Genomic DNA, 25,501 nt, shown 5'->3' with positions numbered 1-25,501 from the left:
AGATGCTTGCCCTTCAGCCGCCTGAGGGTCCCGCCATGATCGCCGCCGCCGCGAGCAGCCCGCCGTTGAAGCGCTGCGACAGTGCGGCGTCGGGGATCGCATTGAAGGCGTGAATCGCACCGGCATAGCTGTGCAGGTCGACGGGCACCCCCGCCGCGACGAGCCGGCGCGCATAGTCGAGATTTTCGTCGAAGAAGAGGTCGAGGCTTCCGGTCGCGATATAGGCGGGCGGCAGGTTCGACAGATCGTCGGCAAGGCTCGGCGAAAACCAGCCGCGCCGGGTGTCGTCGATCTTATAGTCGCCCTGCAGCGCGCGCCAGCCGAAGCGATTGCTTGCGCGCGTCCAGATGAACTCGCCCGTCGTCGGATTGTTGTACGGACAGGCATCGCCGCCGGTGCGGTGATCGAGCATCGGATAGGTCAGGAGCTGACCCGCGATCGCGGGCCCGCCGAGATCGCGCGCCATGATCGCGAGTGCGGCGGCCAGTCCGCCGCCCGCGCTCTCGCCCGCGACGACGATCCGGCCCGCGTCGAAGCCGAGCGCATCGGCTTCCCCCGCGAGCCACGCCAGCGCCGAATGGCAATCTTCCTGCGGCGCGGGGAAGGGGTGCTCGGGGGCGAGCCGATATTCGACCGACGCGACGGGAACGCCCGCGGCCGCCGCCAGCGCGGCGGGTCCGGCCTGCATCTGTTCGACCGATCCCATCACCATGCCACCGCCATGGATGTGGAGGATCGCGCCGCCGCCCGGGCGTGTTTCCGCCGGGCGGTAGAGAAAGACCATTATGTCGGGCCCGCCATGGATCGATGGCACGAGCAGCTTCTCGGGCGCGATGACCGGTGGCGGCAGGATCGAATAGGTCTCCGCCGCCTTGGCCCGAATCTGGGCGATCGGCGCCGCGTCGAGATCGACGCGGGGAAACAGGTCGATGATCGGCGCGATCTCGCGGTCGACGAGGTGGCGGGTGTCCATATCAAACTCTCCCTTTCATCCCTCGCCGACGCGAAGCTCAGCCGCGCAGCGCCGCCCCGACCTTCGCCGCCGCGGCGACCACCTTGTCGGCGATCGCCTTCAGTTCGGCGTCGGTGAAGCTCTTCTCCAGCGGCTGCAGCTCGACCTCGACCGCGAGGCTGACCTGACCCTCGGGCACGCCTTGCCCCGCGAAGCGGTCGAAGAGGCGCGCATCGACGATCGCCGCCTTGTCGGCGCCGCGGACAGCGCGCACCAGATCGGCGGCGGTCAGGCTGGTCGGCGCGAGGAAGGCGAAGTCGCGGCGCACCGATTGCAACGCGGGCGGGGTGAACGCCGCGCGCGCGGGCCCGCTCGCGCGCTTCGCTGGGATCGCGTCGAGGAAGATCTGTACCGCCATCACCGGGCCGTCGACGTCGAAGGCGCGCGTCAGCAGCGGGTGGAGCGCGCCGAACTCGGCGAGCACCGCCTTGGGACCGAGCCGTAGCGTCGCCGACTGGCCGGGGTGCCAGATGCTGCCGGTCGTGACCGCCTCCATCACCTGCAACCGGTCGGCGGGCGCGCCCGCGGCCTCGAGCAGCGACAGCGCCGCCGCCTTGGCGTCGAACGCATCGAACGGCGCGGCCTTGCCCGCCTGCCAGCCGCGCGCTTTTTTGTCGCCCGCCATCAGCACGGCGAGCGTCGGATGCTCGGCGTCGGACAGATAGCGCCGCCCGATCTCGAACAGGCGGATGCTGTTCGCGCCGCGATTCTGGTTGCGCTGCGCCGCGGCGAGCAGGCCGGGGAGAAGCGACGGGCGCATGACCTTCAGGTCTTCGCTGATCGGATTCGCGAGGCTCCACGTGCCACCGCCGAACGGCGCGGCATCGGCTTCGCTGATGAACGACCAGGTGACCGCTTCGTCGAACCCGGCGGCGGCCGCGGCGCGGCGCACGCGGCGTTCGGTGAGTTGTTCGGCGGTCGCGGTCGGCTTCGCGACGCCGTCGGTGCGCGGCAGCGGCACCGATGCCACGGCGTCGAAGCCGGTGATGCGCGTGACTTCCTCGACGATATCGGGGGCGCCGTCGACGTCGCGGCGCCAGCTCGGCACCGCGACCTGCCAGCGGCCGCCCTGTTCGATCACCGAAAAACCGAGCGCGGCAAGAATTTCCTTCTGCCGCTCGGGAGCGATCGCGATGCCGCCGAGCGTCGCCGACAGCGCCGGGTCGTAATCGACCGTCTTCACCTCGGCGGGCGGGGCGCCCGCGCGCGTGACAGTCGACGGCGTGCCGCCGCAGATCGCGAGCACATGCGCGGTCACGATCGCGGTCGCGTCGTCGAGGAACGCCGGATCGACCCCGCGCTCGAAGCGGCTGCGCGCATCGCTGGTCAGCGCGAGCGCCTGGCCGGTCAGCGCGATGCGTTCGGGGGTGAAATAAGCGACCTCGATCAGCACGTCGGTCGTCGTCTCGCTGCACCCGCTATGCTCGCCGCCCATGATGCCGGCGATATCGTGGACGCCTCTGTCGTCGGCGATCACCGTCATCGTGCCGGTGAGGATATAGTCCTTGCCGTTCAATGCGGTGACCGTCTCGCCGTCTTTCGCGCGGCGCGCGGCGAGTGCGCCGGTCAGCTGGGCGCGGTCATAAATGTGGCTCGGGCGGCCGAGGTCGAACATCACATAATTGCTGATGTCGACGAGCGCCGAGATCGAGCGCTGCCCGACGGCTTCGAGGCGGCGGCGCATCCATTCGGGGGCGGTGCCGTTGGTGACGCCGCTGATCGTGCGGCCGAAGAAAGCGGGACAGCCCTCGGGATCGAGGGTAGCGATTTCGGTCGCGGGCGCGCCTTCCCCGACGATCGTTGGGATATCGAGCGGCTTCAGCGTGCCGAGTCCCGCGGCGGCGAGGTCGCGCGCGATGCCGCGCACGCCCATGCAGTCCTGCCGGTTCGGGGTGATCGAAATGTCGATCACCGGATCGCCCGCGCCGCTGTAGTCGGCGAAGGGGGTGCCGATCGGGGCGTCGGCGGGAAGCTCGATGATCCCGTCATGATCGTCACCAAGCTCGAGCTCGCGCGTCGAACACATCATGCCGTTCGATTCGACACCGCGCACCGCGGCGACCTTCAGCTCCATGCCGTTCGCGGGCACGACCGCGCCCGGCAGGCCAAGCACGCCGATCAGGCCGGCGCGCGCGTTGGGGGCGCCGCAGACGACGGTCAGCGGAGCGCCGCCATCGCCGGTGTCGACGGTCAGCACTTGCAGCTTGTCGGCTTGCGGATGACGTTCGGCGGTCAGCACCTTAGCGACGCGGAAGCCCGCGAGCTTTTCGGCGGGGTTCTCGACGCCTTCGACCTCGTGGCCGATACGGTTTAGCGTCGCGACGACGTCATCGACGGTCGCGATAGTGTCGAGATGCTCTTTCAGCCAGTCGAGGGTGATCTTCATGCTGAAATCCCCGCGCTGAGCGTAGGGACCGACAGCGCGCCGAACCCGTAATGCGACAGCCAGCGCAGGTCGCCGTCGAAGAAGGCGCGCAGATCATCCATGCCATATTTCAGCATCGCGAGCCGGTCGACGCCGACCCCGAAGGCGAAACCCTGCCACTCATCGGGGTCGAGCCCGCAGTTCGCGATCACGCGGCGGTTGACCATGCCGCTGCCGAGCAGCTCCATCCACGCATGGCCATCGTCGTCGCCATTGCCGCCGACGATACGGCGGCCCTTTTCCTGTCTATAGCCGACATCGACCTCGGCCGAGGGTTCGGTGAAGGGGAAATAGGAGGGGCGCAGGCGCAGCACGATGTCGTCGCGTTCGAAATAGGCCTTGAGGAAGGTTTCGAGCGTCCATTTCAGATGCCCCATATGGATGCCGCGGTCGATGACGAGGCCCTCGACCTGATGGAACATCGGCGTGTGCGTCGCGTCGCTGTCGCTGCGATAGACGCGGCCAGGCGCGATGATGCGGATCGGCGGCTCCTGCGACATCATCGTGCGGATCTGCACCGGCGAGGTGTGCGTGCGCAGCAGCATGCGGCCGCCTTCACCCGGACCGGCGTCGGCGCCCCCGCGCATCTGGTCGGGGAAATAGAAGGTGTCGTGCATCGCGCGCGCCGGATGCGTTTCGGGAATGTTGAGCGCGGTGAAGTTGCGCCAGTCGTCCTCGATCTCGGGGCCCGTCGCGACGGCAAAGCCCATGTCGGCGAAGATTTCGGCGAGCTCGTCCATCACCTGGCTGACCGGATGCACGCTGCCGCGTGGGCCTGCGTCGGCGGGCAGCGACATGTCGATCGCTTCGGCGGCAAGCTTGATGTCGAGCGCCGCGGCATCGAGCGCCGCCTTGCGCGCGCCGAGCGCCGCGGTGACCGTTTCGCGCAGCGCGTGGATTTCGGGGCCTTTCGCCTGCCGCTCATCGGGGGTCATCCCGCCCAGCGTCTTGAGCAGCGCGGTGATCGCCCCCGCCTTGCCGAGCGCCGACACGCGCAGTGCCTCGATCGTATCGAGGTCGGCCGCCGCCGCTATCTCGTCCACCAGCCGGGTCTGAATGGCCTGAATGTCGCTCATTGTCGTTCGTCCTGTTCCGGCGGCGCTGGCGCTGCCGGCCTGCATTTCTCTGGTTCTATGGATAGGGCGGCTAGCCGCGCGTCCGTCGCCTGCCGCTTGCACCGAACGCGCCGCGCGGGTCAAGTCACTTGGCGGAAAACGGGGCTATCCGGCCGGCTTGTGCAGACCCTGCACCGCGGCGCCGGCAGCGGCAGCCCGCGCAAACGCCGCAGCGCCCAAGATCGGCTTGGCGCGCGCGGCATAGTCGCGCGGGCTCATGCCCATAAAGCGCTGGAAGTCGCGCGTGAACTGCGCCTGGTCGTAATAATGGTGATCCATCGTATCGATCCACGCCATCGACGGGTCGAGCATGAAGCGACCGAGCGAGCGCAGGAAGCGCTGGCGCCGCAACAGCAATTTGGGCGAAAAGCCGAAGGCACGGTGGCACAGCCGCTCGATCGAACGTTCGGAGAGCGACAATTTGGCCGACAGATCGGCGACACTCGTCACCTCGTCGTCGACCAGCGCCCGATGCGCGGCAAGGATCGCCGGGTCGTCGGGCGGCGCATCGGCGAGGAGGGCGCAGGCATGGCCGTCGATTAGCGCCGCCGCGGCGTCGACATCCTTCACTTGCCGCAAGGCGCCCAGCAACGGCGCAAAGGGAGCAAAGGCCGGATGGGTGCCGCCGTCGGTCATGCGGTCGGCCAGGTCTTCGGCGGACAAGGGAATGAATTTGGCCCAGCCCATCGGCAGGATGCCGATACCCCAGGCACGCATGTTGCCCGCCGCGAAATAGGTCGCGGTGCTTGTCGGACCCGTGGCGACGAAGCGGGGCGCCTTGATCACCGGGCTGTCACCGATCGCCGCGAGCGGCCGGTCGCCCTCGATGAATCGCAGGTTCGCCCATTCGGGGTGCAGATAATCCTCGACCCGGCTGCCGTCGGTTCCGGCGACTTCGCTCAGATAGATGGTGCTGACATAGGGGCGTAAGGCGGGCGACAGCGGAAAAAAGCGCGTGGCGACGCGCGCGCCGGCCGGAAGAAGAGGAGATGCGTCGCTGTGCGGCATGCTGTCCCATTCCTAGAGGGCGAAGTGCATGAAAAACAATGCCCCCGCGCCAATATTTGTCGGGTTCTTACAATTTTATACGCGGCTGCTGCTGCATAGTTGCGCGGTCCGCTCCGAAGGGGGCGTGTGAGGAGAATCGCCGCGTGACGCCAAGGGATGGGGCTTGGCGGGGACCTGAAATAAACGACTGATTTTCCGAGCTTCGTTCCGGCCGTCAGCTTTCTGCGACCCACGGCTATTCGGATCGGGCGGGGGGGCGATGGTTTCCACTGGAACCATTGTCGAGGCGGCGCGGGGCGAGAGCCCGGCGCCGCCTCTTCGTTTGGGCGGGTGACGGTAGATTTCCGCTTCGGGTGGGAAGCGGACGGCGCTTCATTTTCCTTCGTCATCCCGGACTTGATCCGGGATCCCGCTTTTTGACGCACAGGCTGGCTTCGACCTCAAGCGGGACCCCGGATCAAGTCCGGGGTGACGATGATGGATAGGACATCGTTAGCCGCCATTGCGATCCCAAAGAAAAAGGGCGGCCCCACCGGGACCGCCCTTGTTTCGTTTGCCTTGGCTGAAAAGCGTCAGGCTGCCTTGGGCAGCGCCGCTTTCGCCTGGGCGATGATCGCCCCGAAGACATTGCCTTCGTTCATCGCGAGGTCGGCCATGACCTTGCGGTCGAGTTCGATCCCGGCCAGCTTCACGCCGTGCATGAACTGCGAATAGGTCAGGCCTTCGGCGCGGACCGCGGCATTGATGCGCTGGATCCACAGACCGCGGAAATTCCGCTTCTTAACCTTGCGGTCGCGATAAGCGTACTGGCCGGCCTTTTCGACCGCCTGCTTGGCGACGCGGATGGTGTTCTTGCGACGGCCGTAATAGCCCTTCGCCTGTTCCAATACGCGTTTATGCTTGGCGCGCGTGGTGACGCCGCGTTTGATGCGTGACATGCCTTAGCGCTCCTTACTTCAGGCCGTAGGGCGCCCAGAGGCGCACATGGGCCACATCCGAATCGCTCAGCACGCTGGTGCCGCGGTTGGTGCGGATATATTTTGCATTGTGGCTGCTCAGGCGGTGACGCTTGCCGACGACGCCGTGCTTCACCTTGCCCGAAGCGGTGAATTTGAAGCGTTTCTTCACACCGCTCTTGGTCTTCATTTTGGGCATTTTGGTCTCCTTTGGAAGTCCGTTTGCGTATCGGCCTGGCAGCCCTTTCAGCCAGCCGACACAATCGGAAGCGGGGCGCTTAGGGGGATTCGCCCGGAAATGCAAGCGATTCGGGGATCAAAAACTCGCGCCGTCGACCTTCTGGATATTGAGCGCACCAAGGTCGGCGTCGGGGACGCAGCGTAGGTTGACCGCGGCCATCTTTGAGCCGTCTGGACCGGTGCCGACAGAGAAACCCTGGCACCCGCAATCGGTGCAGAATTGATGGTCGATATTATGCTTGTTGAACGTGTAGCTCCCGAGCTTGTCGGCGCCGCTCTCCAGCCGGAACTGGTCGATGGGCACGAAGGCGAGCAGGAAGCCTTTGCGCCGACAGTGCGAGCAATTGCAGCTCATCGCCGTGCCGGGAATGTCGCCCTCGACCGTATAGGTCACCGCGCCGCAATGGCAGCTTCCTTGAAAAGCCATGTCCGTTCCTCTCCTTGTCAGTGGTGACAGGCGAGTCCCTCTATCACATCCTCGAGCCGTGCGGGGTCGCCGATTGCGATGACATGCCCCGAACTGTCGGCGCTCAGCGGATCGCCGTTCCAGTCGCACATCGTCCCCCCCGCGCCTTCGACGATCGGCGCGAGCGCGGCGAAATCATGGAGCTTCAACCCCGCCTCGACGACGAGGTCGATATGCCCGCTCGCGAGCAGGCCATAATTATAGCAGTCGCCGCCGAAGACCATGCGCTTGTGCGACGTCTTCGCCGCGAGCGCCATGAAATGCTCGGCGTCATGGTCGGCGAAATATTGCGGGCCGGTCGTCGCGAGCACCGCATCGGCAAGGGTGCGGCAGGGGCGCGTGCGCGCCGGCGCACCATTGAACAAGGTCGGCTGTCCGAGTGCGCCGACCCAGCGTTCGCCATTGATCGGCTGGTCGATGATGCCGAGGATCGGCCAGCCATCCTGGAGCAGCGCGATCAGCGTGCCGAAGATCGGGCGACCCGCCATGAAGCTGACGGTGCCGTCGATCGGGTCGAGCACCCATTGGCGCGACGCGTCGGGGCGCTCGGCGCCATATTCCTCGCCGATGATCCCGTCGCGCGGCGCCTCGGCATCGAGCAGGCGGCGCATCGCGGCCTCGGCGGCGCGGTCGGCTTCGGTCACGGGCGAGGCATCGGCCTTGGCCTCGTGCGTCCAGTTGGAGCGGAAGAGCGGACGGATCGCTTCGCCGGCGGCGTCGGCAAGGCGATTGGCGAGGGTAAGGTCTGATGTGATCGACATGGCCCTGCGCTAGCTCAGCCGGCCTCCGGCCGCCAGTCCATGCAAACCTATTGCACCGATCGAAGCCTGATTTTATCAATTTTACAATATTGGTATAAGTTGTAAAATCACTCATATGCCGGGTGACTTTCCCCTCGATCCGATTGTCGCGACCTTCGCGCGCTATGGCCTGCGCAAGACGTCGATGGAGGATGTCGCGCGCGCACTCGGTGTGTCGCGACAGGCGCTCTATAACCGGCACGGATCGAAGGGGGCACTGGTCGATTGGGCGACCAAATGCCTGATCGACAGCTCGCTGGCCGCCGCGCTCGCCAGCATCGACCAGCCCGCAAAGACGCTCGTCGAACGTCTGACCGACGCGCTCGACGCATGGGCAGGCCGGCACATGGACGCCCTTCACGCCTCGCCACAAGGCACCGAGATCGTGGCGACGCTCCGGCGCGATCCGCCCGAGGCGGTCCGCGTGGCCGAGCGCAGGCTGGTCGCCGCGATGGCCGAAGCGATCCGGTTCAGCGGGCCGGGCTCGGCGGTGTCGCGCGCGGGCAGTATGGCGCAGGCTCTATGCTGGACCGCGCGCGGGCTGGTGCATGCCGTGCCCGATCATACGACCTTCCGGCGGCAGCTCGAACATATCATTGGCGCGCTCGTCGCGCGCTGATGCGATCAGTCGAACAGCGAGGAGACGCTCGATTCGTCGGCGATGCGCTTGATCGCTTCGCCGAGCAAAGGCGCGACGGTGAGCGCGCGAACCTTGCTGCTGTCGTTCACCGCGTCGGTCGGCTGGATCGAATCGGTGATGACGAGTTCGGTAAGCTCGCTCGCATCGACGCGCGCGACTGCGCCGCCCGACAAAACGCCGTGCGTACAATAGGCGACGACGCCCTCGGCGCCCGCGGCCTTCAGCGCGGCGGCGGCGTTGCAGAGCGTGCCCGCCGAATCGACGATATCGTCGATCAGGATGCAGAAGCGGCCCTTCACGTCGCCGATGATGTTCATCACTTCCGATTCGCCGGCGCGCTCGCGGCGCTTGTCGACGATCGCCAGCGGCGCGTTGTCGAGCCGCTTAGCGAGCGCGCGCGCACGGACCACGCCGCCGACGTCGGGCGACACGACCATCAGATTCTTGCCCGCAAAGCGCGCCTGGATGTCGGCGCTCATCACCGGCGCGGCATAGAGGTTGTCGGTCGGGATATCGAAGAAGCCCTGGATCTGCCCGGCGTGCAGGTCGATCGCGAGGACGCGGTCGGCGCCCGAAGTGGTGATGAGGTTCGCGACGAGCTTTGCCGAGATGGGGGTGCGCGGGCCGGGCTTCCGGTCCTGGCGGGCATAGCCGAAATAGGGGACGACCGCGGTGATGCGTTTCGCCGAGGCGCGGCGCAGCGCGTCGTTGATGATGAGCAGCTCCATCAGATTGTCGTTCGCGGGGAAATTCGTCGGCTGAACGACGAAGACATCCTGACCGCGGACATTCTCATGGATTTCGACGAAGACCTCTTCGTCGGCGAAGCGGCGTACGCTGGTGTCGGTCAGCGGCAGTTCCAGATAGTCCGCGATCGCGCGGGCGAGGGGGAGGTTGCTGTTGCCGGAGATGAGTTTCATGCGCTGCGAAGCCCTTTCGCGCGGAGTGGGATTGCGCGCCCCCTTAGCCAGCGCGGGCCGATAGGGGAAGGGGTTAAAGCCCGATCCGCTGCGCGCGCCGCAGTTGAAATCGGCGCGCGTCGGCCTAAACCACGGGCATGACACAAAAGCTCACCATCGTTCTTTCGCAAATGACGCAGGTCGTGGGCGACCTCGCCGCCAACGCCGCCGCGATGCGCAACGTCCGCGCGCGGCACAGCGGGGCCGACCTGATCCTTTATCCCGAACTCCAGTTGATCGGTTATCCGCCCGAGGATCTGGTGTTGAAGCCCGCGCTCGCGGAGCGCGCCGCGACGATGCTCGCCGAACTCGCCGCCGATACCGCCGACGGCGGCCCGGCGATTCTCGTCGGCTCGGTCGAGTGGGAGGAGGGCAGCCTCTATAATATCGTCGCGTTGCTCGACGGCGGCCGGATCGTCGCGACGCGGCGCAAGCACGAGCTCCCCAATTATGGCACCTTCGACGAAAAGCGCGTGTTCGTTCCCGGGCCGCTCCCCGATATCGTCGAATGGCGCGGCGTGAAGCTGGGCCTGCCGATCTGCGAGGATGGCTGGTTGCCCAAGGTTTGCCAGCACCTGGTGGGGCAGGGCGCCGAGCTGCTGATCTCGGTCAACGGCAGCCCCTATGAGATCGACAAGGACGAGCGGCGTCTGACGCAGGTGTTCGCCAGCCGGGTCGCCGAAACCTCGCTGCCGGTTATTTTCCTCAACCGCGTCGGCGGGCAGGACGAGATCGTGTTCGACGGCTGCTCGTTCGTGCTGAACCGCGACGGGACGACCGCGCACCGGCTGACCGACTGGGAGCCCGAGGAGCGCGTGACGCAGTGGACGAAGGGCGCGAACGGCTGGACGTGCGAAGCCGGTGCGATCGCCGAGTGGGAGGCGCATCCCGCCGACATCTATAGCGCGATGATCATATCCTTACGCGATTATGTCGAACGCAACCGCTTCCCAGGCGTCGTGCTCGGCCTGTCGGGCGGGATCGATTCGGCGATCTGCGCGGCGATCGCCGCCGATGCGCTCGGTCCCGACAAGGTGTGGTGCGTGATGATGCCCAGCCGCTTCACGAGCCAGACCAGCCTCGACGATGCCGCGGGCTGCGCGGCGATGATCGGGTGCAAGCTCGACACCATCTCGATCGTGCCCGCGGTCGAGGCGTTCGACGCGATGCTCGCGGGCAGCTTCGCCGACAAGGACGTCGACATCACCGAGGAAAATGTCCAGTCGCGCATCCGCGGCGTGACGCTGATGGCGCTCAGCAACAAATTTGGCCCGATGCTGCTCACGACGGGCAACAAGAGCGAGATGAGCGTCGGCTATGCGACGATCTATGGCGACATGGCGGGCGGCTATAATCCGCTGAAGGACGCGTATAAAATGACGGTGTTCGCGGTGGCGAAATGGCGCAACGAAAATGTCCCGCGCCTGTCGCGCAACCCGGTGACCCCGGTGATGCCCGATACCATCATCACCAAGCCGCCGAGCGCCGAGCTGCGTCCCGACCAGAAGGACGAGGACAGCCTGCCGCCGTACGTCGATCTCGACCGCATGCTCCATATGCTCGTCGAGGAGGAGGCGAGCGTCGACGATGTCGTGGCGAAATATGGCTTTGATCGCGACGCGGTGGCGCGGATCGAACGGCTGCTGATGCTCGCCGAGTATAAGCGCCGCCAGGCGCCGCCGGGGGTGAAGCTGTCGACGCGCAATTTCGGGCGCGACCGGCGCTATCCGATTACGCACGGCTTCCGGACGGCGTAGCGCAGCGTGGCGAACTGGCTCACCGGGATTGGGTATGCGCTGTCGATCGTCAGTGTGGCGCTGCTCGCGTGGGCCGCATGGCCCGCGCCCGATGAGGATCGCGCGTTGGTCGGCGCCGTGATCGCCGGCGCCGCGCTGTCGGTCGTCGGCATGGCGCTGCGTTGGGCCGCGCACATCGTCCAGAATCGCAAGATCGCGGAAGACGACTGACGGCGGCCCGATATGCGGTTATAGGCGCGCGCTATGACTGTCGTGACCCGTTTCGCCCCTTCGCCGACCGGCACCCTGCATGTCGGCAATGTCCGCACCGCGCTGCACAATTGGCTGTGGGCGCGCAAGCATGGCGGGCGTTTCCTGCTGCGGATCGACGACACCGACCTTGAGCGCTCGAAAGAAGAGTATGTCGACGCGATTCGCGCCGACCTCGCGTGGCTCGGCTTCGATATCGACGGCGAGGAACGGCAGTCGGCGCGCTTTGCGCTTTATGAGGCCGAGTTCGAAAAGCTGAAGGCGGCCGGGCGCGTCTATGCCTGTTACGAGACGCCCGAAGAGCTCGATATCCGCCGCAAGATATTGCTCTCGCGCGGGCTGCCGCCGGTTTACGAGCGCAAGCCCGCCGATGCGCCGGTCCCCGAGGGCATCGCGCCGCACTGGCGTTTCCGGCTCGACCAGGACGCGGCGATCGAGTGGACCGACATGGTCCGCGGACCGCAGCATTTCGAACCCAAGACAATGTCCGACCCGGTGGTGCGCCGCGCCGACGGCAGCTGGCTCTACCTGTTGCCGAGCGTGATCGACGATATCGCGATGGGGATCACGCATGTCGTGCGCGGCGAGGACCATGTGTCGAACACCGCTTCGCAGGTCCAGATGTTCGCCGCGCTCGGCGCGACGCCGCCCGCCTTTGCGCACGAGGCTTTGCTCGTCGGGACCGAGGGCAAATTGTCGAAGCGGCTGGGCTCGCTCGGCATGGAAAGCCTGCGCGAGGCCGGGATCGAGCCGATCGCGCTCGTCGCCCTGCTCGCCCGTTTGGGGACGAGCGATCCGGTCGAGCCGGTGACGGATGTTGCGCCGCTGGTCGAAAGCATCGATTTCGCACGCTTCGGCCGCGCCCCCGCGCGCTTCGACGAGGCCGAGCTGGCGCTGCTCAACCAGAAGATATTGCACCACACCGATCATGCGGCGGTTGCGAACCGCCTGCCCGCCGCGATCACCGCGGCGCGCTGGAATGCGATTCGCCCGAACCTGACGACGGTGGCCGAGGCCGCCGAGTGGGTGCCCGTGTTCGATGGCCCTTTCGCGCCGCCACCCGTCGAAGCGGCCGACCGGGCGGTGCTGGGCGCCGCGGCGCAGGCCGCACCCGCGATCGATTGGGGCGCCGACCCCTGGCATGCGCTGACCGCCGCGGTGAAGGAGGCGACGGGGGCAAAGGGCCGCGCGCTCTTCCTGCCGCTCCGCCGCGCGCTCACCGGGCGCGACCATGGCCCCGACATGGCCGAACTGCTCCCGCTGATCGACAAGGATCAGGCGGTGGCGCGGCTTTCCGCCGCCTAGGTCTCCCACAGCATCGCGTGAAAGCTTGTTTACCGATCCACTTGACATGTGACGTGATGTTATAATATCACGTCATTCTGACCTGGCCGACAGCAACGGTCGGAACGCGGCGGGGCCGGGTCATACAGGCAAGGAGAGAGGCCATGACCCTGATACCCCTGATTTCGGCGATTATGACGGCGCCCGAGGCGACCACCGCGCCCGCCGGCGCGGCGGTGCCGCTGCCCCGCAACAGCTATGGCAGCGACGCCCGCCACCACCCCGTCGCGGCGCTGTTCGCCGTCGGGCTGCCCGCCGCGCTGGTCCTCGCGGTCGCGCTGTCGCCGATGATCGTCGAAATGGTGCCAAAGAGCGAGCCGATGACCGGGACGCTGATCGAACTCGAAAAGCCGCTCGATCCGCCGCCGCCCAAACAGGCCGACGATGTCGAGCCGATGCCGAGAGCCGCATCGACGCCCGACGTTATCGATCCGGTCGTTCCGACAACGTCGCTGACGGAACCTTGGGCCGATACGGGACCCTCAATACCCGACGTCGGCCCCGTCGATCCAGGCCCGCCAGCACGCGCAGCCGATCCGCCGACGATACCCAAGCTGGTGCTTGCACAGCTCGACCAGCGTTATGCGGATCTTTTCCAGCCCGATTATCCCGCGCGCGCGCAGCGCGAGGGGATCGAGGGCGTCGCGGTCGTCCGCGTGCTGATCGGCACCGACGGACGGGTGAAGGCGGTCGAGCTGGTCAGCGCCGACGATGCGGCGTTTTTCGAGGCGACGAAACGGCGTGCGCTGGCCAAGTGGCGCTTCAAGCCCGCGACGCGCGGCGGGGTGGCCGAGGAAAGCTGGAAGGAAATGCGCGTCCGTTTCGAGATCAAGAACGCCTAAGGCCATAAACCTGACCCCTCCGGACGGGCGGCCGATGTGCCGCCCGTCCTTCCTTTCGCTTGACAGAAAGGCCGAATCCCGCCAAAGGCGCCCGGATATTGAGGGGCGGCGCGGCGTCGCGCGGCCCTTTCATGTTTTTCACACCAACGTCGGGGCCCTAGTCCCGCCGCATCCCTCGGACCTCCGGTGGATGTGCAGTTAATTCGAGGAACAGGGCCATGGCCAAGCCGACGACCGTCAAGATCAAGCTGGTGAGCACCGCCGACACGGGCTTTTTCTATGTCACGAAAAAGAACCCGCGCACGATGACCGAAAAAATGTCGGTGCGTAAGTACGACCCGCGTGTCCGCAAGCACGTCGAGTTCAAGGAAGCCAAGATCAAGTGATGCATTTCCTCGTGCGCTGAAGCGCGCGGGGTAGAAATGCGTCATCCCGGCGAAAGCCGGGATCCCGAAGGGCGGCCGCGTGCCGCCCTTTTTCGTGCGCGGAGAATCGCGGCTTTGGGTGGGAAGCGGCCACCCCAACATTCGTCATTCCCGCGAAAGCGGGAACCCAGTAGCAACGGCAGCTCGCGGGGTCCCCGCTTTCGCGGGGATGACGAAGTAGAGGTGGAGCGGCAACTAACGGTCGCTAACGGCCGTTCGCCCGGCGCCGCCACGCCCCCGCCCGCCCGCGGTCGGCGTCAGAAATCGCGCAGCGGCCGGCGCGCGACGTCATTCTCGATGATGTGCCGGATCGTGATCAGCGTCTTGAACGAATGCACGCCCTTGTCCTCGCCCAGCGCGCGGCGCGTGAAGGCGTCATATTCCTCCATCGAGCCGATCTGCACCTTCAGCAGGAAATCATCGTCGCCGGTCACGTCCCACGCCCCCGTGATTTCGGGGTGGCGGGCGATCTCGCGCGCGAATGCGTCCATAGTCTGCGGCCCGGCCTGTTGCATCCGGACGAGGATATGCATGGTGAGCGCCGATCCGGTCAGCGCCGGATCGACCACCGCGATATCGGCGACGATCACTTTTTCCTCGCGCATCCGGCGCAGGCGGCGGAGCACCGCCGACAGCGACAGCCCGACCTTGTCGGCGAGGATTCGCGCGGGCTGGAGATTGTCGTGCCGCACCAGCGCGAGCAGCCGGCGGTCGAAATCGTCGAGGTCGATCATTTTTCGCATGAACTAAACAATAGCGCGAAAATTGGTCGCCCGCACGATCAATTTCGGCGCCGATCGCCGCATTTGCCGGGGTAGATGGGATTCATCCGGGCCGCCCCCTCCCCATCTTCCGCGGACCCGGATGAAGGAGACATAAGATGACCCATAACACCCCCGAAACGCGCTGGATCACCCGCATCTGGACCGCTGCCGTCACGGCCTCGGAGGCCGCCGTCGCCATCCACTATTCGGCGCCGTGGCTGCGCACCGCCGCACCGCGGCGTTCGGAACGGACCGCCCGCGACGCTTGCGCCGCCTGACGGTCCTTTCCTTCCCCCGCGGCGGTCAGCAGCGACGCTTGCGGTCGATCTCGCGGCCGAGCAGCGCGCCGCCGGCGGCACCGAGGATCGTGCCCGTCGCGCGATCGCCCCGGCTATCGATTTCGCGGCCCAGCAAGGCGCCGGCCGCGCCGCCGACGATCAGCCCCGTCGTGCCGCTGGTGCGGCAGTTCCGATAATATCGGCCTTCGCGGTGACGCCGATATTCGCGGCGATCCTGCCAGCGATCATGGTCGCGGTCGTAATGCCCGTGCCGATGGTGGCGGCTGCGCGCCTCGGCTTCGGTCGGCATGGCGGCCAGCGTCGTCGCGCCGATCAACGCCGTCAAGGCCAGCCTTTTCATCAAAAACATCTTATGTCCTTCCATCCTGAACCCCCGCGATCAGGATTAGGAAAAGAAAGCTGGCCGGTGGCTGAACCGGCCGTGCGCTCACCGCCCGCGCCAGCGACTCGCCGATGATTTTGGGCGGCCCGTCGCAATCGACGTCGGGCGATCGAAAAAAGGCTAGGCGAAGGCCCCGACGCTTTCGATGAATTTGATCACCGAAATCGGTTTGGACACATAGGCTTCGGCGCCCGCCGCCTTGATCTGTTCCTCGTCGCCCTTCCCCGCATAGGCGGTGACCGCCATGATCGGCACCGCACGCAAGGTCAGGTCGGCCTTCATCTGGCCGATCAGGTCGAGCCCGCTGACATGCGGCAACTGGATGTCCATGATGATCAGGTCGGGCGACACTTCGCGCGCCTTGGCCAGCGCGTCGCGTCCGTCGCGCACCGGATGCGCGCTATAGCCATGGGCGTTGAGCAGGTCGCAGAAGAGGCGAAGGTTGAGCTCATTATCTTCGACGACCAGGATGGTCTTGCCCATGTTACTTATGTTCCCCACCTTGCGTACGCGGCCCGTTTAGGCGAATCGGCGGCATGACACAATTAGGGACACACGACTTGCACGATGGCGATGCCGCGCTGGCGCTTCAGGCGCTCGGCTGGATTTTGAACGACGAACCGCGCGCCGAACGGCTGCTTGGCCTGACCGGGCTCGCCCCCGACGAACTGCGCGCCTCGCTCGGTGAGCAGGCGACGCTCGCGGCGATCCTGTCGTTCCTCACGGGCCACGAAAACGACCTTGTCGCCTGCGCCGATGCATTGCAGGTGCCGCCTGCCAGCATCGCTGCCGCCGCCCAGAGACTCGAAGGAACCACCGCATGAACCGCCCGCTCGTCATCACCGATTGCGACGAGGTGCTGATGCACATGGTCGTCCCCTTCGCCGAATGGGTCGACGCCGAACATGGCGTGATCTTCCGCATCGAGGACGCGAGCTTCGCGAACGCGCTGAAACGCAAGGAATGCGGCACGCCGCTCGAGGCCGCCGAAGTGTGGCCCTTGCTCGACGGCTTTTTCCGCCGGGAAATGACGCGGCAATATCCGATCGCCGGTGCGCTCGCGGCGATGGCGGCGATCGGCGCCGAGGCCGATATCGTTGTGCTCACCAACGTCGGCCCCGAACATCAGCAGGCGCGCATCGAACAGCTCGCGCTCCACGATTTCCACGCGCCGGTGATCGGCAGCCGCGGCGGCAAGGGCGAACCGGTGCGCCGCCTGATCGAGCAATATCAGCCTTCGGTCGCTGTCTTCATCGATGACCTTGCGGGCCACCATATGTCAGTCGCGCACGAGGCGCCCGACGTGTGGCGGCTCCATCTCGTCGGCGAGCCCGCGATCGCGGGTAAGATCGCGCCCGCGAAGCACGCGCATGCGCGCATCGACGACTGGACGGCGGCGCGCGACTGGATCTTGGCGCGCCTCGCCGAAAACATCCCCGCCCCGGCTGTCGAACCGGTCTAACAAGGAAGTTCTCTCATGGATATCGCCGCCAAAATCGCCGAACTCGGCCTCGAACTCCCCAAGCCCGCCGCGCCGGTCGCCGCCTATGTGCCCGTCGTCGAGCATAATGGCCTGCTCTATGTCAGCGGCCAGCTGCCGTTCCGCGACGGGCAGGTCGTGACCGGCCGCCTTGGCGAAGATGTCGACGTCGCGGGCGGGCAGGATGCCGCGCAGCGCGTCGCGCTGATGCTCGTCGCCCAGATCGGGCAAGCGCTCGGCGGTGACTGGTCGCGTGTCGAGCGCGTCGTCAAGCTCGGCGTGTTCGTCAACAGCACCCCCGGCTTCACCGATCAGGCAAAGGTCGCCAATGGCGCGTCGGAGCTGTTCGAAACCCTCTTCGGCGAAGCGGGCCGTCATGCGCGCGCCGCGGTCGGCGTCGCCGTGCTGCCGCTCGGTGCCGCCGTCGAGGCCGACGCGATCGTCGCGGTGAAGCCCGCCTAGGAATTCCGGTGGCAGAGGCCGACCCACCCGCGCGCACGATATCGCTCGGAACCGGCGTCGCCGCCATCGACGCCGCCGCATGGGACGCGTTGCACGATGGCGGCAATCCGTTCGTCGGCCATGCGTTCCTGTCGCTGCTCGAGCAATCGGGCAGCGTCGGGGCGGGTACCGGCTGGCAAGCGGCACCCTTGCTCGTCGAGGATGCCGGCGGGACGCTCGTCGCCGCCGCGCCCGCGTACCTCAAGTCGCACAGCCAGGGCGAATATGTGTTCGACCATGCCTGGGCCGACGCCTGGGCGCGCGCGGGCGGCGATTATTATCCGAAACTGCAGATCGCGGCGCCCTTCACCCCCGTGCCGGGACCGCGCCTGCTGGCAACGGATCGGGGCGACGCCTTGCTGCTGCTCCGCGCCGCCGAGGCGGTGGTGCGGCAGAACCAGCTATCGTCGGCGCACGCGACCTTTGTGGCGCCCGACCAGATGGCCCTGTTCGAGGAGGCGGGCTGGCTCGTCCGCCGTGATATCCAGTTTCATTTCGCGAACGCGGGTTATCGCAGCTTCGACGATTTCCTTGGCACGCTGAATTCGGCGAAGCGCAAGCAGCTCCGCAAGGAACGGCTGCGCGCGGTCGACGGTCTGCGGATCGAGGAGCTGACGGGCGACGCGATCGGTCCCGAACATTGGGACGCGATGTGGCTTTTCTATCAGGACACCGGTGCGCGCAAATGGGGGCATCCGTATCTGACGCGCGAAGCGTTCGACCTGATGGGCGAGCGGATGGCGGAGCAGATCATCCTGCTGATCGCCTATGACGGCGAGCAAAGACCGGTCGCGGGCGCGCTGCACTTCGTCGGCGCCGATACGCTCTACGGCCGCTATTGGGGCTGTCTCACCGAGATCCCATATCTGCATTTCGAACTATGCTATTATCGCGCGATCGACATTGCGATCGCGCGCGGCCTGCGGCGCGTCGAGGCGGGCGCGCAGGGCGGGCACAAGCTCGCGCGCGGCTATGGCCCCGTCGCGACATGGTCGGCGCATTTCATCGCCGATCCGGGATTTCGCCGCGCGGTCGCCGATTATCTCGAACAGGAACGCCGCGCCGAAGAAAGTGAAATGGAGTGGCTGGAAGGGCAGACGCCCTTCAAGCGAAAGGATTAGGCCGCGAAACGGCGCGCGGCAGGACGGCGGGCGGTCTCGTCGAGCCAGGCGCGCGCCTGGCGCTGCGCCTCGGCGATTTCGCCCGGCGACATCTCGTCCGACAAGTCGGCGCGGCACTGCTGGCCTTCGATATTGCCGCCGAGCGCGGCGAGGTTGAACCATTTATGCGCCTGGATCAGGTCGACATCGACCCCGCCGGTGCCGGTCGAAAAAGCGATGCCGAGATCGAAATAGGCATTGGCGTCGCCGCGCGCGGCGTCGAGCAGACGGCTCTCGATCAGATATTGGGCAGACTTCAGACTATTCGCCATGATAACCCCCTTTGCCTCCACCCCACATGGAGACCTCGGGGTCCAAAGTTGCGGTTTATGGTCAACAAAGCGTTAACGGCGATCCGATTTTTTTGTGGATATCGTCCGAAGCTCCCGGAACTCCGTGAGTTTTGGCGTTAATCGCCGACCGGAAGATTGTCGATCAGCCGCGTTTTTCCGATCCGTGCCGCCGCCAGAAGCCGCGCGGGCTTCCGAAAAGCGTCCAGTCTCTCGAGGCTGTCGGCATCGGCGAGCGCGACATAGTCGACGCTGTCGAAGCCCCCCCCGACGATCACCGTCTCGGCCCTGGCGAGCGCTTCGTCGACATCGGCGCCGCCCGCGATCGCTTGCGCCGCGGTGTTCAGCGCACGCGGAAAGATGGTTGCCGCCGTGCGCTGTTCGGGGGAGAGATAGGCGTTGCGCGATGACAGCGCGAGGCCGTCGGTGTCGCGCGCGATCGGCGCCCCCAAAATGTCGATGCCGAAGTCGAGGTCGCGCGCCATGCGGCGGATGATCGCGAGCTGCTGCCAGTCCTTTTCGCCGAAGATCGCCACGTCGGGCCGCACCTGGTTGAACAATTTGGCAACGACGGTCGCGACGCCGTCGAAATGGCCGGGGCGCGCCGCGCCGCAATAATCGGCGCCGAGTTCGGCGACCTCGATATGCGTGCTGTGTCCGCCGGGATACATGACGCTGACATCGGGCGCCCAAAGCAGGCTGGTGCCTTCCTCGACCAGCATCGCCGCATCGCGCGCCTCGTCGCGCGGATAAGCGGCGAAATCCTCGTTGGGGCCGAATTGCGTCGGATTGACGAAAATCGAGACGACCGCGTGGTCGGCGACGCGCTTTGCCATGCGCACGAGCGAGAGGTGGCCATCGTGCAGCGACCCCATCGTCGGGACCAGAGCGACGCTCTTTCCTCCCTGCTTCAGTGCCGTAACGGCACGGTGCAGCATCGCGATGTCACGGATGATTTGCACGGCTGGTCGCCCTCCGATATTGGCGCGACTATATCACTTCGCGCGCCGGCCGCCATGCCGCGCAAACAGGAAAATCGCAACGCCCCATGACGACCTCAGCGACGAAGCCCGCACCGCACCGCATCATCTTTGCCAATGAAAAGGGCGGGACGGGGAAATCGACTTGCGCCGTGCATTTCGCGGTCGCGCTGGCGAGCCAGGGCTGGCGCGTCGCAGGCATCGATCTCGACCCGCGCCAGCGCACCTTCCACCGCTATCTCGAAAATCGCGAGAATACCGCGAAGCGCCGCGAGATCGCGCTGCCGACCCCGCGCTTCGAGGTGTTCACCGGCTCGACCATCGAAGAACTCGACGACCAGGTCACGGCGCTGAGCGAAGACGTCGATTATCTGATCGCCGACACCCCGGGCCGCGACGACGTTTTTGCGCGCCACCTCGCGACGAGCGCCGACACGCTCGTCACCCCGATCAACGACAGCTTCATCGATTTCGACCTGATCGGACAGGTCGATCCCGAAACCTTTCAGGTTACCCGCCCCAGCTTCTATTCCGAACTGATCTGGGACGCGCGCAAGACGCGCGCGAAGACCGACGGGCGGACGATGGACTGGATCATCCTGCGCAACCGTCTCCAGCATGTCGACGCGCACAATATGCGCCGCGTCGGCGAGGCATTGACCCAGTTGTCGCGGCGCGTCGGGTTCCGCGTCATCCCCGGGCTCGGCGAGCGCGTCATCTATCGCGAGCTTTTCCCGGCTGGCCTCACCCTGCTCGACAAGGCGCACCTTGGCGGCATGGGGATTGGCCACGTCGTCGCGCGGCAGGAACTCCGTGAGGCGATGGGCGGACTGAACCTCCCGGTGCGCGAAAGATTGCATCCGGACGGGGATTTGTTCGCCGCCGCCTAGGGTCCGTACTCCACTACAGCGCCGTCGAGGTTTGAAGCAAAATGGCTCAGTGCGAGGAGAGAAGGCGGAGGAATATGTCGATATTTCCAGACTTCTCGACGAAGCAATGGGCCATTTTGATCAAATCCCTTCGGGACGCCCAAATGGCTTCCATCTCGATCCGAGAGCCGCTTGGAAAGGCAACCAGCCTTCCCGGCGCGTCTCTCGGCCCGATCTGTTCGCCATTTGGGCGCCTCGACGGCGCTGTAGTGGAGTACGGACCCTTACCTTCTCTCCCCCAAGAGGATCAAAGATGACGCACAATTTCCACCCGACGATGCTGCGCGAATATGACATCCGCGGGGTCGTTGGCGACACGCTGTCCGACAAGGACGCCTATGCCATCGGCCGCAGCTTCGCGACGCTGGTCCGCCGCGCGGGCGGCAAGCGCATTGCCGTCGGCTATGACGGCCGCCTCTCGTCGCCGATGCTCGCCGACGCGCTGATTGCCGGGATCAACGACGCGGGCGCCGACGCGCTCAATGTCGGGCTCGGGCCGACGCCGATGCTCTATTATGCCGCGTCAACCGAGGATGTGGAGGGCGGCATACAGATAACCGGCAGCCACAATCCCCCCGACTATAATGGCTTCAAATTTGTGATGCAGGGGCGTCCCTTCTACGGCGCCGATATCCTGGGCATCGGTGAAATGGCCGCCGCGGGCGACTGGGAGTCCGTCGATGTTGGGGGCGAAGGCACGTCGCAGAGCATCGATATCGTCGACGCCTATGTCGACCGGCTGGTCGAGGGCTTCGCCGGCGGCGCCTTCCGCATCGGCTGGGACGCCGGAAACGGCGCCGCGGGCACCGTCATCGAGAAACTCACCGCGCGCCTTCCGGGCGAGCATCATCTGCTGTTTACCGACATCGACGGCCATTTTCCGAACCACCATCCCGATCCCACCGAAGAGAAGAATCTCGCCGATCTGCGCAAGCTCGTCGCGGAGAAGAGCCTCGATTTCGGCGTCGCTTTCGATGGAGACGGCGACCGCATCGGTGCGATCGACGGTGAGGGCCGGGTGATCTGGGGCGATCAGCTGCTGCAAATCTATGCCGCGGCGGTGCTGAAGGACCTGCCCGGCGCGACGGTCATCGCCGACGTGAAGGCGAGCCAGGCGCTGTTCGACCGCGTCGCCGAGCTCGGCGGCAAGCCGCTGATGTGGAAGACCGGCCACAGCCTGATCAAGGCGAAGATGAAGGAAACCGGCAGTCCGCTCGCGGGCGAGATGAGCGGGCATATCTTCTTCGCCGACCGCTATTATGGTTATGACGATGCACCCTATGCCGCGGTGCGGTTGATCGAGGCGGCGACGAAGCTCGGGCAGAGCGTCACCGAATTGCGCGGCAATATGGCGCCGATGGTCAACACCCCCGAAATGCGCTTCCAGGTCGACGAGAGCCGCAAATTCGCCATTGTGGATGAAGTCCTCGACCGGCTCACGGCATCGGGCGCGCAGGTCGACCGCACCGACGGCGCGCGCGTGCTCACCGACGACGGCTGGTGGCTGCTCCGCGCCTCGAACACGCAGGATGTGCTCGTCGCGCGCGCCGAGGCAAAGGACGAGGCGGCACTGGCGCGGCTGCTCGCGGCGATCGACGAACAGCTTGCGCTGTCGGGGATCGTGCGCGGGCCGCAGGCGGCGCACTAGGCTCCTGCTCCCCTCCCTTTCAGGGAGGGGTCGGGGGTGGGTATGCGGATGGAAAGAACGCCTGCGGCGACCCACCCCTAACCCCTCCCTGAAAGGGAGGGGAACGGCCCTGCAAAAATCTTGCCAGATTGACGTTCGCTGCGTCGCTGGGGTAACGCCGCCCGGGGGCTAGAAACGGAACCGACCGACCTATGACCGACGACGAATCCAATGCGGGCACACTGACCGAGAGTGATCATGGCGTCACCGAGCACAAGGCGCATGTCCGCGAGGATGCCGCTGCGGGCAACGGTCTGGCGGTCATTTCGATCGCCAAAAGCTATGACAAGCGCACCGTCCTCTCCGACGTGTCGCTGTCGGTCGGCAAGGGCGAGGTCGTCGGCCTGCTCGGCCCGAACGGCGCGGGCAAGACGACCTGCTTCTATTCGATCATGGGGCTGGTGAAGCCCGACGCCGGGCGCATCATGCTCGACGGCGCCGACATCACCGCGCTGCCGATGTATCGCCGCGCGATCCTCGGCCTCGGCTATCTGCCGCAGGAAACCTCGATCTTTCGCGGCATGACGGTCGAGCAGAATATCGGCGCGGTGCTCGAACTCAGCGAGCCCGACAAGATCGCGCGCGAACGGCGCATGGAAGAATTGCTCGACGAATTCGGCCTCACGCGCCTCCGCGATTCGGCGGCGATGGCGCTGTCGGGCGGCGAACGGCGCCGCGCCGAAATCGCCCGCGCGCTCGCGGCCAACCCGTCGATCATGCTGCTCGACGAACCTTTTGCTGGCATCGACCCCTTGTCGATCAGCGACATTCGCGATCTGGTCGTGGACCTCAAGACGCGCGGCATCGGCGTGCTGATCACTGACCATAATGTGCGCGAGACGCTCGACCTCGTCGACCGCGCCTGCATCATCTACGACGGCAAGGTGCTGCTTGCCGGCTCCCCGGAAGAGCTCGTCGCCGACCCCGAGGTGCGTCGCCTCTATCTCGGCGAGGGCTTCTCTTTGTAATGTTATGACACGCTGATGGCGTTGGGACCGCGCCTCGATCTCCGCCAGTCGCAATCGCTGGTGATGACGCCGCAGCTGCAGCAAGCGATCAAGCTGCTGGCACTGTCGAATCTCGAACTCGAAGCCTATCTGGCCGAGGCGCTCGAAGGCAATCCGCTGCTCGATACGGCGTCGGCCGACAGCGACGGCAGCGCGGGCGATCCCGATGGCGTGCCTGGCGGCGACGCACCGGCGGCCGAGGCCGCGACGCTCGACGCCGATCAGGCGCTGTCTGCCGACGGCGGCACCGCGAACGACCTCGACGTCGATCTTGCCGCCGAAAGCTTCCACCACGACAGCGCCAGCGACAATGTCGGCCTGTCGGGGAGCGGCGAGGATATCGATTTCGACAGCTTCGCCGAGCATGAGGGCACGCTGCACGACCATCTGCTCGCGCAGGTCGGCGAGCGCTTCAGCGGGATCGAGGCGATCGTCGCGGGCCAGCTCGTCGCGCTGATCGACGAGGCGGGCTATCTGCGCGCCGACCTTGCCGAACTCGCCGCGCAGCTCGGCGTCCCGCTCGCCTTGCTCGAAGAGATACTCGCGGGCATCCAATGCTTCGACCCGTCGGGCGTCGGCGGGCGCGACCTCGCCGAATGCATCGCGATCCAGGCGCGCGAGGCCGACCGCTACGACCCGGCGATGGCAACGATGATCGCGCACCTCGATCTCGTCGCGAAGGGCGCCTTTCCGCAACTGAAGCGCATCTGCGGGGTCGACGACGAGGATCTTACCGACATGATTCACGAACTGCGCGGCTACGATCCCAAGCCCGGGCTCAAATTCGGCGGCGATGGCGCCCCGGCGGTCGTCCCCGACCTCTATATCCGCCAGACCGCGAAGGGCTGGGCGGTCGAGATCAACAGCGGCACGCTGCCGCGCCTTCTCGTCAACCGCCGCTATTATACCGAACTCGCGCAGGGCGCGGCGGCGAAGAACAAGGCGTGGCTCTCCGAACAGCTCGCGGGCGCCAACTGGCTCGTCCGCGCGCTCGACCAGCGCCAGCGCACGATCGTCAGGGTCGCGAGCGCGATCGTGAAGCAGCAGGAAGGCTTTTTCCTCCACGGCGTCGCACACATGCGCCCGCTGACCTTGCGGCAGGTCGCCGAGGAGATCGGCATGCACGAATCGACCGTCAGCCGCGTCACGAGCAACAAATATCTGAGCTGCGCGCGCGGGCTGTTCGAGCTCAAATATTTCTTCTCGAGCGGCATTTCCGATACGCAAGGCGACGGCGCGGTGTCGGCCGAGGCGGTGAAGAGCCGGATCAAGGCGATGATCGAGGCCGAGGATGGCAAGGCGATTCTCTCCGACGAGACGATCGCGCAGAAACTCTCGGCCGAGGGCCACGACATCGCACGGCGCACCGTCGTCAAATATCGTGAGGCGATGGGTTATGGCTCGTCGGTGCAGCGGCGGCGGCAAAAGGCGCTGGCGGGGTAGCATATCGTCGCCCCCGCGAAGGCGGGGGCCGCAGGCGGTGTAGCGCGAGGCCGATGGCGGTCCCCGCCTTCGCGGGGACGACGTTTTCTCCTCGCAGCCGGTTGACTTTTTACCCGCTTCCCCATAGTTGCGCCGCTTCGCGTCAATACGCCAAGATTTACGGACAGAGATCATGAAGATTCGCAACAGCCTGAAGTCGCTGAAGGACCGCCACCGGGATAACCGCGTTATCCGCCGTCGTGGCCGCACCTATGTGATCAACAAGACCAACCGCCGCTTCAAGGCGCGCCAGGGCTAATGCCCCTGCGCGGGGTGATTTCGCCCCGTTTGTTTTTGATGAA

The 25,501-nt window shown here is 66.1% G+C and carries 30 protein-coding genes; 16 read left to right on the top strand and 14 right to left on the bottom strand.

The annotated features are described in order from the left end of the window. Nucleotides 1-13 precede the first annotated feature (13 nt). The 8 genes from ATE70_RS21345 to hisN all read right to left on the bottom strand — a co-directional run bounded on the left by ATE70_RS21345 (nucleotide 14) and on the right by hisN (nucleotide 7,983). Nucleotides 14-973 carry an alpha/beta hydrolase gene (locus ATE70_RS21345; protein ID WP_058539567.1) on the bottom strand — a complete coding sequence of 320 codons (960 nt, stop codon included), beginning with the start codon at nucleotides 971-973 and terminating at the stop codon, nucleotides 14-16. A 37-nt stretch (nucleotides 974-1,010) separates the two neighbouring features. After that, nucleotides 1,011-3,398 (bottom strand): phenylalanine--tRNA ligase subunit beta, encoded by a 2,388-nt coding sequence (gene pheT / locus ATE70_RS21340; RefSeq protein ID WP_058539566.1) that lies wholly within the window; start codon nucleotides 3,396-3,398, stop codon nucleotides 1,011-1,013. Next, a complete protein-coding gene (gene pheS / locus ATE70_RS21335) occupies nucleotides 3,395-4,513 on the bottom strand; it encodes a phenylalanine--tRNA ligase subunit alpha (protein ID WP_058539565.1) in 1,119 nt (372 codons plus the stop codon). Before pheS ends, pheT begins: the two co-directional genes overlap by 4 nt. Nucleotides 4,514-4,657: 144 nt before the next feature. After that, a complete protein-coding gene (locus ATE70_RS21330) occupies nucleotides 4,658-5,560 on the bottom strand; it encodes a helix-turn-helix domain-containing protein (RefSeq protein ID WP_082639963.1) in 903 nt (300 codons plus the stop codon). A 572-nt stretch (nucleotides 5,561-6,132) separates the two neighbouring features. Continuing rightward, entirely contained in the window at nucleotides 6,133-6,498 is a 366-nt protein-coding gene (gene rplT / locus ATE70_RS21325) for a 50S ribosomal protein L20 (protein WP_037515683.1), read from the bottom strand. A 13-nt stretch (nucleotides 6,499-6,511) separates the two neighbouring features. Continuing rightward, nucleotides 6,512-6,715, bottom strand: coding sequence for a 50S ribosomal protein L35 (rpmI, locus tag ATE70_RS21320; RefSeq protein WP_037515684.1), 204 nt, complete (start codon nucleotides 6,713-6,715; stop codon nucleotides 6,512-6,514). A 117-nt stretch (nucleotides 6,716-6,832) separates the two neighbouring features. Next, a complete protein-coding gene (locus ATE70_RS21315) occupies nucleotides 6,833-7,183 on the bottom strand; it encodes a GFA family protein (protein ID WP_058539564.1) in 351 nt (116 codons plus the stop codon). A 17-nt stretch (nucleotides 7,184-7,200) separates the two neighbouring features. Beyond that, on the bottom strand, nucleotides 7,201-7,983 hold the full coding sequence (gene hisN / locus ATE70_RS21310) for a histidinol-phosphatase (protein ID WP_058539563.1): 783 nt from the start codon (nucleotides 7,981-7,983) through the stop codon (nucleotides 7,201-7,203). Nucleotides 7,984-8,098: 115 nt separating this feature from the next. On the opposite strand from hisN, the gene ATE70_RS21305 reads away from it, so the two are divergent. Beyond that, nucleotides 8,099-8,641, top strand: a complete 543-nt coding sequence (locus ATE70_RS21305) for a TetR/AcrR family transcriptional regulator (RefSeq protein WP_058539562.1) — start codon at nucleotides 8,099-8,101, stop codon at nucleotides 8,639-8,641. Between the two features lie 5 nt (nucleotides 8,642-8,646). On the opposite strand, the gene ATE70_RS21300 is transcribed toward ATE70_RS21305, so the two are convergent. Next, entirely contained in the window at nucleotides 8,647-9,582 is a 936-nt protein-coding gene (locus ATE70_RS21300) for a ribose-phosphate pyrophosphokinase (RefSeq protein ID WP_037515690.1), read from the bottom strand. 137 nt (nucleotides 9,583-9,719) lie between these two features. On the opposite strand from ATE70_RS21300, the gene ATE70_RS21295 reads away from it, so the two are divergent. From ATE70_RS21295 to rpmG, 5 genes are all read left to right on the top strand, one after another. Continuing rightward, entirely contained in the window at nucleotides 9,720-11,378 is a 1,659-nt protein-coding gene (locus ATE70_RS21295) for an NAD+ synthase (RefSeq protein WP_058539561.1), read from the top strand. A 6-nt stretch (nucleotides 11,379-11,384) separates the two neighbouring features. Then, nucleotides 11,385-11,588 carry a hypothetical protein gene (locus ATE70_RS21290; RefSeq protein WP_058539560.1) on the top strand — a complete coding sequence of 68 codons (204 nt, stop codon included), beginning with the start codon at nucleotides 11,385-11,387 and terminating at the stop codon, nucleotides 11,586-11,588. Nucleotides 11,589-11,621: 33 nt separating this feature from the next. Continuing rightward, nucleotides 11,622-12,932, top strand: a complete 1,311-nt coding sequence (gltX, locus tag ATE70_RS21285; RefSeq protein WP_058539559.1) for a glutamate--tRNA ligase — start codon at nucleotides 11,622-11,624, stop codon at nucleotides 12,930-12,932. Between the two features lie 143 nt (nucleotides 12,933-13,075). After that, a complete protein-coding gene (locus ATE70_RS21280) occupies nucleotides 13,076-13,813 on the top strand; it encodes an energy transducer TonB (RefSeq protein WP_058539558.1) in 738 nt (245 codons plus the stop codon). Nucleotides 13,814-14,031: 218 nt separating this feature from the next. Continuing rightward, nucleotides 14,032-14,199 carry a 50S ribosomal protein L33 gene (gene rpmG, locus ATE70_RS21275; RefSeq protein WP_037515700.1) on the top strand — a complete coding sequence of 56 codons (168 nt, stop codon included), beginning with the start codon at nucleotides 14,032-14,034 and terminating at the stop codon, nucleotides 14,197-14,199. A gap of 296 nt (nucleotides 14,200-14,495) precedes the next feature. Here rpmG and ATE70_RS21270 read toward each other — a convergent pair whose 3' ends face one another. Further along, nucleotides 14,496-14,981, bottom strand: a complete 486-nt coding sequence (locus ATE70_RS21270; protein ID WP_058539557.1) for an Lrp/AsnC family transcriptional regulator — start codon at nucleotides 14,979-14,981, stop codon at nucleotides 14,496-14,498. Between the two features lie 137 nt (nucleotides 14,982-15,118). Here ATE70_RS21270 and ATE70_RS24985 point away from each other — a divergent pair, with 137 nt between their 5' ends. Continuing rightward, entirely contained in the window at nucleotides 15,119-15,280 is a 162-nt protein-coding gene (locus ATE70_RS24985; protein ID WP_156419787.1) for a hypothetical protein, read from the top strand. 25 nt (nucleotides 15,281-15,305) lie between these two features. Here ATE70_RS24985 and ATE70_RS21265 read toward each other — a convergent pair whose 3' ends face one another. Beyond that, complete coding sequence (locus ATE70_RS21265) at nucleotides 15,306-15,650, bottom strand: glycine zipper 2TM domain-containing protein (RefSeq protein ID WP_081940592.1); 345 nt, start codon at nucleotides 15,648-15,650, stop codon at nucleotides 15,306-15,308. 153 nt (nucleotides 15,651-15,803) lie between these two features. Then, a complete protein-coding gene (locus ATE70_RS21260) occupies nucleotides 15,804-16,166 on the bottom strand; it encodes a response regulator (RefSeq protein ID WP_037515703.1) in 363 nt (120 codons plus the stop codon). A gap of 77 nt (nucleotides 16,167-16,243) precedes the next feature. On the opposite strand from ATE70_RS21260, the gene ATE70_RS21255 reads away from it, so the two are divergent. From ATE70_RS21255 to ATE70_RS21240, 4 genes are read left to right on the top strand one after another with little or no spacing between them, the layout of a single operon-like run. Then, on the top strand, nucleotides 16,244-16,507 hold the full coding sequence (locus ATE70_RS21255; protein ID WP_231732722.1) for a DUF3572 domain-containing protein: 264 nt from the start codon (nucleotides 16,244-16,246) through the stop codon (nucleotides 16,505-16,507). After that, nucleotides 16,504-17,145, top strand: coding sequence for an HAD family hydrolase (locus tag ATE70_RS21250; RefSeq protein WP_058539555.1), 642 nt, complete (start codon nucleotides 16,504-16,506; stop codon nucleotides 17,143-17,145). Before ATE70_RS21255 ends, ATE70_RS21250 begins: the two co-directional genes overlap by 4 nt. A gap of 15 nt (nucleotides 17,146-17,160) precedes the next feature. Then, nucleotides 17,161-17,625 (top strand): RidA family protein, encoded by a 465-nt coding sequence (locus ATE70_RS21245; protein WP_058539554.1) that lies wholly within the window; start codon nucleotides 17,161-17,163, stop codon nucleotides 17,623-17,625. An 8-nt stretch (nucleotides 17,626-17,633) separates the two neighbouring features. Continuing rightward, complete coding sequence (locus tag ATE70_RS21240) at nucleotides 17,634-18,785, top strand: GNAT family N-acetyltransferase (protein WP_058539553.1); 1,152 nt, start codon at nucleotides 17,634-17,636, stop codon at nucleotides 18,783-18,785. Here ATE70_RS21240 and ATE70_RS21235 read toward each other — a convergent pair. Continuing rightward, a complete protein-coding gene (locus ATE70_RS21235; RefSeq protein WP_056373095.1) occupies nucleotides 18,782-19,096 on the bottom strand; it encodes a sel1 repeat family protein in 315 nt (104 codons plus the stop codon). The genes ATE70_RS21240 and ATE70_RS21235 overlap by 4 nt on opposite strands. A gap of 137 nt (nucleotides 19,097-19,233) precedes the next feature. After that, nucleotides 19,234-20,076 (bottom strand): pantoate--beta-alanine ligase, encoded by an 843-nt coding sequence (panC, locus tag ATE70_RS21230; protein ID WP_058539552.1) that lies wholly within the window; start codon nucleotides 20,074-20,076, stop codon nucleotides 19,234-19,236. 86 nt (nucleotides 20,077-20,162) lie between these two features. On the opposite strand from panC, the gene ATE70_RS21225 reads away from it, so the two are divergent. The 5 genes from ATE70_RS21225 (at nucleotide 20,163) to ykgO (ending at nucleotide 25,458) form a co-directional block, all read left to right on the top strand. Next, nucleotides 20,163-20,984 (top strand): division plane positioning ATPase MipZ, encoded by an 822-nt coding sequence (locus ATE70_RS21225; protein ID WP_058539551.1) that lies wholly within the window; start codon nucleotides 20,163-20,165, stop codon nucleotides 20,982-20,984. 292 nt (nucleotides 20,985-21,276) lie between these two features. Then, complete coding sequence (gene pgmG, locus ATE70_RS21220) at nucleotides 21,277-22,671, top strand: phosphoglucomutase/phosphomannomutase PgmG (protein WP_058539550.1); 1,395 nt, start codon at nucleotides 21,277-21,279, stop codon at nucleotides 22,669-22,671. Nucleotides 22,672-22,862: 191 nt separating this feature from the next. After that, nucleotides 22,863-23,678 (top strand): LPS export ABC transporter ATP-binding protein, encoded by an 816-nt coding sequence (lptB, locus tag ATE70_RS21215; RefSeq protein WP_058539549.1) that lies wholly within the window; start codon nucleotides 22,863-22,865, stop codon nucleotides 23,676-23,678. A 15-nt stretch (nucleotides 23,679-23,693) separates the two neighbouring features. Next, nucleotides 23,694-25,160 carry an RNA polymerase factor sigma-54 gene (rpoN, locus tag ATE70_RS21210; protein ID WP_058539548.1) on the top strand — a complete coding sequence of 489 codons (1,467 nt, stop codon included), beginning with the start codon at nucleotides 23,694-23,696 and terminating at the stop codon, nucleotides 25,158-25,160. Nucleotides 25,161-25,332: 172 nt separating this feature from the next. Then, on the top strand, nucleotides 25,333-25,458 hold the full coding sequence (ykgO, locus tag ATE70_RS21205) for a type B 50S ribosomal protein L36 (protein WP_003046794.1): 126 nt from the start codon (nucleotides 25,333-25,335) through the stop codon (nucleotides 25,456-25,458). Nucleotides 25,459-25,501: the final 43 nt, after the last annotated feature.

Source organism: Sphingopyxis sp. H053 (genome assembly GCF_001468225.1).
Lineage (GTDB): Bacteria > Pseudomonadota > Alphaproteobacteria > Sphingomonadales > Sphingomonadaceae > Sphingopyxis.
This window is presented reverse-complemented; position numbering and strand designations above follow the sequence as displayed.

Bases quoted from the DNA above. Each gene is read 5' to 3' on its own strand.
- lptB (WP_058539549.1), top strand. From the start codon at position 22,863: ATGACCGACGACGAATCCAATGCGGGCACACTGACCGAGAGTGATCAT.
- ATE70_RS21315 (WP_058539564.1), bottom strand. From the start codon at position 7,183: ATGGCTTTTCAAGGAAGCTGCCATTGCGGCGCGGTGACCTATACGGTC.
- pgmG (WP_058539550.1), top strand. From the start codon at position 21,277: ATGACGCACAATTTCCACCCGACGATGCTGCGCGAATATGACATCCGC.
- ATE70_RS21235 (WP_056373095.1), bottom strand. From the start codon at position 19,096: ATGGCGAATAGTCTGAAGTCTGCCCAATATCTGATCGAGAGCCGTCTG.
- ATE70_RS21225 (WP_058539551.1), top strand. From the start codon at position 20,163: ATGACGACCTCAGCGACGAAGCCCGCACCGCACCGCATCATCTTTGCC.
- ATE70_RS21300 (WP_037515690.1), bottom strand. From the start codon at position 9,582: ATGAAACTCATCTCCGGCAACAGCAACCTCCCCCTCGCCCGCGCGATC.
- rpmI (WP_037515684.1), bottom strand. From the start codon at position 6,715: ATGCCCAAAATGAAGACCAAGAGCGGTGTGAAGAAACGCTTCAAATTC.
- ATE70_RS24985 (WP_156419787.1), top strand. From the start codon at position 15,119: ATGACCCATAACACCCCCGAAACGCGCTGGATCACCCGCATCTGGACC.
- gltX (WP_058539559.1), top strand. From the start codon at position 11,622: ATGACTGTCGTGACCCGTTTCGCCCCTTCGCCGACCGGCACCCTGCAT.
- ATE70_RS21250 (WP_058539555.1), top strand. From the start codon at position 16,504: ATGAACCGCCCGCTCGTCATCACCGATTGCGACGAGGTGCTGATGCAC.
- ATE70_RS21295 (WP_058539561.1), top strand. From the start codon at position 9,720: ATGACACAAAAGCTCACCATCGTTCTTTCGCAAATGACGCAGGTCGTG.
- ATE70_RS21330 (WP_082639963.1), bottom strand. From the start codon at position 5,560: ATGCCGCACAGCGACGCATCTCCTCTTCTTCCGGCCGGCGCGCGCGTC.
- ATE70_RS21245 (WP_058539554.1), top strand. From the start codon at position 17,161: ATGGATATCGCCGCCAAAATCGCCGAACTCGGCCTCGAACTCCCCAAG.
- pheT (WP_058539566.1), bottom strand. From the start codon at position 3,398: ATGAAGATCACCCTCGACTGGCTGAAAGAGCATCTCGACACTATCGCG.
- ykgO (WP_003046794.1), top strand. From the start codon at position 25,333: ATGAAGATTCGCAACAGCCTGAAGTCGCTGAAGGACCGCCACCGGGAT.
- rpmG (WP_037515700.1), top strand. From the start codon at position 14,032: ATGGCCAAGCCGACGACCGTCAAGATCAAGCTGGTGAGCACCGCCGAC.
- pheS (WP_058539565.1), bottom strand. From the start codon at position 4,513: ATGAGCGACATTCAGGCCATTCAGACCCGGCTGGTGGACGAGATAGCG.
- rplT (WP_037515683.1), bottom strand. From the start codon at position 6,498: ATGTCACGCATCAAACGCGGCGTCACCACGCGCGCCAAGCATAAACGC.
- ATE70_RS21280 (WP_058539558.1), top strand. From the start codon at position 13,076: ATGACCCTGATACCCCTGATTTCGGCGATTATGACGGCGCCCGAGGCG.
- ATE70_RS21265 (WP_081940592.1), bottom strand. From the start codon at position 15,650: ATGTTTTTGATGAAAAGGCTGGCCTTGACGGCGTTGATCGGCGCGACG.
- ATE70_RS21345 (WP_058539567.1), bottom strand. From the start codon at position 973: ATGGACACCCGCCACCTCGTCGACCGCGAGATCGCGCCGATCATCGAC.
- rpoN (WP_058539548.1), top strand. From the start codon at position 23,694: ATGGCGTTGGGACCGCGCCTCGATCTCCGCCAGTCGCAATCGCTGGTG.
- hisN (WP_058539563.1), bottom strand. From the start codon at position 7,983: ATGTCGATCACATCAGACCTTACCCTCGCCAATCGCCTTGCCGACGCC.
- ATE70_RS21270 (WP_058539557.1), bottom strand. From the start codon at position 14,981: ATGCGAAAAATGATCGACCTCGACGATTTCGACCGCCGGCTGCTCGCG.
- ATE70_RS21305 (WP_058539562.1), top strand. From the start codon at position 8,099: ATGCCGGGTGACTTTCCCCTCGATCCGATTGTCGCGACCTTCGCGCGC.
- ATE70_RS21260 (WP_037515703.1), bottom strand. From the start codon at position 16,166: ATGGGCAAGACCATCCTGGTCGTCGAAGATAATGAGCTCAACCTTCGC.